The sequence below is a fragment of the Streptomyces deserti genome, from assembly GCF_054782695.1.
The window spans coordinates 1-4585 of record NZ_BAAGRZ010000083.1 but is presented as its reverse complement, the minus strand read 5'-3'; the positions used below and the strand labels follow the sequence as shown (position 1 = coordinate 4585).

The window sequence follows — 4585 nt, the reverse complement described above, 5'->3', positions numbered from 1 at the left end:
CACTACATGGAGGCCTTCGGCGAGATCCCGACCGAGCTGAGCGAGTACGCCGAGCTGATGAAGGAGCTGACGGCATGAGCGAGCGTATGAAGCCCCCGGCCCGCCGCACCGGCCGCACCCTCGGTGGCGGGGCCAAGAAGGCGACCCCGCCGCCCCCGCCCCCGGCCGCCGAGCTCACCCCAGAGCAGTACGCCGCCGAACAGGCTGCCGCCCAGGGCGAAGGCCGTCCTGCTGCGGGCGAGGCGCAGGTGCAGCCCGCTCCTTCGGCCGTTCCGGTCGAGGGGGCGGCGCAGGGCCAGATCGAGGCGGTGCCCGAAGTGGCACAGACCTCCGCCCAGCCGACTGCTGAGACGCCGAGCGGTCCCATGCCGGAGCCGGCCGTAAGTCAGCCGGTTCGCTCGGCCGTCGTCGCCCCCGAGGCGGGGACGGGGGGTGTTGGGCAGCCGGTGGAGCGGAAGGAGCCGCCTGTGGTCCTGGCTGCCGAGCCTGGAGCACCTGCGGTCCAGGCCACGCAGCCGGTCGAACCTGTCGCGCAGCATGGCCCGTCTCCTGTCGCGTCCGCGCCTGCTGGTGCGGCTCCGACCACCGAGGTGGCGGTTCGCCCGGCCGTTCCTCCGGCTGCAGGCGGTACGGCGTTCCCGGTGAGGACCGATGGTCCGGGGGCTCACCAGGAGCAGGACACTCGATCGCAGGAGGCGCCCAGCGAGGGGACGCCGTACGCGCACGGTCCCGGCCGTCCCAAGGACGTTCCCGAGGTCTCCGTCGTTCTCAACCAGCGCATCATCACCCGCGAGAGCCTCGACTCGTCGGTCCCCGCCGCCCTGAAGCTCAAGAAGCGGATCAAACGCTTCGCGCTCGACAACGAACTCGATCACCTGCCCATCGGTGACATCGTCTCCGTCGCGCTGGACGAATGGCTCACCGCCCGCGGCTTCTGACGCGGCGTTCATCTCCCGGGGTGTCCGCGAACGCTTCTCCCGTTCGCGGACACCCCTCCACCCGACTATTCCACTAGTCGACTAGGCGGCTAGCTAGTCGACTAGTGGGCCGCACTGGAGCACCCCATGCCCGATCTCTCGCGCCATGCCCGTCAGCTGCGTGAACTCGCAGACGCTCTCGAAGCGCAATCCGACCTGACCGACGACCCGTTGGCGCCTCACCCGGACACCTTGGAGGTCATCAACGGCCGCCATACCAGTCGAGGGCAGATCAACTACGCCGTCCCCGACGCTCTCCAACTCCAACGACGCATCCGCCGGTACCACGCGGACCACGGTGTCCAACACGGCGACATCGTCGCTATAGCGCTCGACGCATTCCTTCGCGCCAAGGGCTATCCACCAGACCTGCCCCCTGCCAAGGCGGACGCCTCGTGAGAGGAGCATCCGATCAACTCCTGCTGGAGGGCATCGCCTTCCAGCACCATCCCTCGGACATCCGCGCCGAACAGCTCTCGCTCCTTGGGGAGCCGATACCGATTCGACTGCCTGCGGAGCTTTGGCGTGCCTGGTTGAAGAACGAGGACGTCGTCGCACGGTTCGAAGCCAAGCGTTACGTCAGGTCGACGGATCGATGTTGGCCGTGGAGAGGGGCAGTCAGTTCGACGGGCCACGGATCCTTCCGCGCGGCGAGCCTTCCTGGGCCGTCCCGGCGCGGAACCGTGCCGGCTCATCTGTTCGCCTACCAGCTCGCCAATGGAGTGATAGACCGAACTGGCTGGACCGCTGCCGAGGACCCTGTCGTGTGTCACACGTGTGACTTCCACGGTTGCACCAACCCGTGCCATCTTCGGTTGGGGACGGCAGCAGAGAACCGTGCGGAGTGGTCGCTGCGCCGGGGCAATCCCCACGGTCCGCTTGCGGATACTCGTGGGGCCGCGGGGCGGACACGTGCCATCGCCCAGGCGATTCGTGCCGGGCTTCGCGCGGGAGAGCCCGCCGAGCAGATTGAGCACCGCATCCAGGCCGCCGAGGAAGCGGGCCTCCCGCTCACCCTCTGGTGACGGGTTGGGCCTGCTGCGGGCTCCGTGCTGCCCTGCATGCTGGTTCACGCCGTATGGGCGTGCGCCACCGCGAGCGCCGCTGCTTCGGCAAGGGTCTCGGCGACAGGTACGCCGCTGCGGCGGAGGATGTCGGGGTGTGTCAGGCCGCCGGCGTACGGCACGGGGTGGACCTGATTGGCGAGTGCAGCGCGGACGTCGTCAACGGCGTCGCCGATGAGAACGATCGGCCGGTCCCCGATGCTCGGCCGCAGCATCTTCACGTGTTTCGCCAGGGGCTGCTTCTTGCTCCTGGAAGACGGGCCTGTGCGTCCGTCGACCTGCAGGAACAGGGAGGCGATGCCCAGGCTGGAGATGTGCTGGGTCAGGCAGGCGTGGGCGCTCAGGGACAGTACTGAGTGGCTGCACCCGCTTCGGATCAGCCTCGTAAGGAGTTCCTTGGTTCCAGGCATGAGCTGGGCCGGTGGCAGTCGGGAGTGGTGGGTCTCGAACGCCACGCTCGCCTGTGTCCGCTCCCGATCGGTCAATGCGCGACCGAGTATGGCGGCGCACAGAGCGGGGGCTGATGTGGCGAAATGACGCCGGACGGTGTCGAGATCGACGGGCTGTGCGCCCAGAGCAGTCAGTGCTGCGTTCACTCCATCGACCTGGCGCTGGACGTCGTCGGCAAGCGTGCCTCTCCATCCCCACACTAGGTGCGGCCGGTTGAAGTTCCGTGGCACGGGGCGTTGCTTCCTCTCGTGATCAAATGAAGGGTACGGCGGTGGAGGACCAATCAGTAGTGCTGGTTGCTGTGAAGATCTCCGTCAGGGCCCGGATACGGCCGTAGTCCTTCTCGATCGCCTCGGACTCCGGATGTGCCAGGACGATCTCGCAGGCCTCGCCATCAAGCGGGGGGAATGCACCGCTGGGTATGCACGAGTGCTGGTCTGCGGCCATGCACGCCGCTGTGGGGAGCGCGGCAAGGTCGCGCAGCAGCCCTGGCCCAGCCTCTTCCCCCTGCGGTGCGTTCACGTAGATTCGGGCGACGCGGCAGCGGGTGCTGTCGCGGCTGCTTCGGTAGGCGAAGAAGGCTCCGTCCAGGTGTGCATCGATCGGGTCGCGGCCTGTGATCTTCCATACGGCTTCATCGGCACGTGATCGGTGGGTGATGACGCTGGCGGACAGCAGGACGAGGCCGCGCTCCGGTTCGAAAGCGACGTGGCATGACAGCGGCCCCGAGGTCACGCCCAGGGTGTCGAGAGCACGGCACACGTACAGAGACAGCCGACGGGCCAGGAGGTCGTGCCGGTGCAGGAGGTCGGTTCGGTCGAGCAGTCCCGTGGGAGCGTGGAAGTGTGCCCAGATGCCGGTAACAGCGTGCTGAGGACCGTGGGGGCCGAGCTGCGTGACGCTGTCGACCACGTACTGCCGCCCCTCCACGAGTTCTCGCAGGACGAGGGAGGCATCCCCGCTGTGACGGTAGGCAGCTTCCTGAATCCGCGGCCAGGCGGCCGTGATCTGCTGCTTGGTGTGGCAGTTGACCTCTCCTGCAGGAACGCCGACCGCTGCCGAGGACAGCTGGTAGGCAGGCGCCTGATGGCAGTCCGCCCACGCAAGAGCTTCGGCGAGACTGGTCGTGCGTAGGGTGCGGGGCGCGGCGATCCCTGCCTGGGACAGAGCGCTTGCTTGAGCGCCTCGGTCCGTTCGGAGCTGGGCCGATCCGGGGATGCCGGACCCGGGGAGGCGGAGTTGCCAGGCGATCCGCTCGGCCAGCTCAACGCCAGCTGGGCTTGCCGCCACGACGGCTTCCACGCCGGCCGTTCGGAGTTTCTTGACGGTGCGACGGAGATCGCCGTCGTACTCGATGACGTCGGTGTAGGCCTCGTCGGCGGCAACGCTGCGGTAGGCAGGGGGCCTTGTACCAAAGCCCAGGGTGACCGCGACAGCGTCGCGTCCCCGGCGCGCGAGCGCGTCAGCGTAGCGGGAGCCAGCTTGTGGGGCGATGACTGCGACGGTCGCCGTCCCAGCCGGATAGAGGGCCGGCGCCGCGACTGCAGCACGGGCGGTGGCCATCGGGCAACCTCCAGAAGAGATCGGTACGTGGGCGGAGGGAGAGATCACCGTGTGCAGCTCGTGGTGTGCACGGGACGGGAAACGCGAACGGAGAGGTGGTCGGCGACCAGGGCCCGGCGTTTGGCGCAGTCTGCGGCCGTAGACCCGGTGACGACCCAGTGCCCGATGCGGTCGTCGATGCTGGAGCGCGGTGGCGCGGTCACCTGCGTGCCGACATCGCGTGTCCAGACGAGCCGTTCAAGCCACAGCTGATCGTGTATGGCTCCGTGCATGTCGAGTCGTTCGACATAGCCGCTGTGCTCGGGATACAGAAAGCCGATCGCGGCGGCTTCCGAACGGGTCGGGGTCAGGTTGGGCATCCCGCCGACGGCGAGGGTTGCCAGTGCCTGTGACAGGTTGACGCCGGTAGCCCTCTCCACAAGGAGCGGAATGAGGTCTCCGTAAGTTGTTGGGTGGCCCGGGAGGGCCGGATGTGGCTGATGGGGTCTTGCCTTCAGTGGCTCCGCAGGAGTGGCCGTCCGGCTCTCCGGG

General features: G+C 68.1%; 5 protein-coding genes. 2 read left to right on the top strand and 3 right to left on the bottom strand.

The features are described from left to right. The first annotated feature begins 74 nt into the window (after positions 1-74). On the top strand, positions 75-938 hold the full coding sequence (locus ACYVMZ_RS39065; protein ID WP_461088037.1) for a hypothetical protein: 864 nt from the start codon (positions 75-77) through the stop codon (positions 936-938). 126 nt (positions 939-1064) lie between these two features. Then, a complete protein-coding gene (locus tag ACYVMZ_RS39060; RefSeq protein ID WP_461088035.1) occupies positions 1065-1376 on the top strand; it encodes a hypothetical protein in 312 nt (103 codons plus the stop codon). A gap of 670 nt (positions 1377-2046) precedes the next feature. Here the strand turns inward: ACYVMZ_RS39060 and ACYVMZ_RS39055 are convergent. Genes ACYVMZ_RS39055 through ACYVMZ_RS39045 form a run of 3 tightly spaced genes read right to left on the bottom strand, consistent with a single transcriptional unit; the run spans position 2047 to position 4413 of the window. Beyond that, on the bottom strand, positions 2047-2691 hold the full coding sequence (locus ACYVMZ_RS39055; RefSeq protein WP_461088039.1) for an HAD family hydrolase: 645 nt from the start codon (positions 2689-2691) through the stop codon (positions 2047-2049). A 52-nt stretch (positions 2692-2743) separates the two neighbouring features. Further along, positions 2744-4054 (bottom strand): hypothetical protein, encoded by a 1311-nt coding sequence (locus tag ACYVMZ_RS39050; RefSeq protein WP_461088033.1) that lies wholly within the window; start codon positions 4052-4054, stop codon positions 2744-2746. A gap of 44 nt (positions 4055-4098) precedes the next feature. Continuing rightward, entirely contained in the window at positions 4099-4413 is a 315-nt protein-coding gene (locus ACYVMZ_RS39045; RefSeq protein WP_461088031.1) for a hypothetical protein, read from the bottom strand. Positions 4414-4585: the final 172 nt, after the last annotated feature.

Excerpts from the sequence above, each read along its gene's own strand:
- ACYVMZ_RS39065 (WP_461088037.1), top strand. The coding sequence starts at position 75 with ATGAGCGAGCGTATGAAGCCCCCGGCCCGCCGCACCGGCCGCACCCTC.
- ACYVMZ_RS39060 (WP_461088035.1), top strand. The coding sequence starts at position 1,065 with ATGCCCGATCTCTCGCGCCATGCCCGTCAGCTGCGTGAACTCGCAGAC.
- ACYVMZ_RS39050 (WP_461088033.1), bottom strand. The coding sequence starts at position 4,054 with ATGGCCACCGCCCGTGCTGCAGTCGCGGCGCCGGCCCTCTATCCGGCT.
- ACYVMZ_RS39045 (WP_461088031.1), bottom strand. The coding sequence starts at position 4,413 with ATGCCCAACCTGACCCCGACCCGTTCGGAAGCCGCCGCGATCGGCTTT.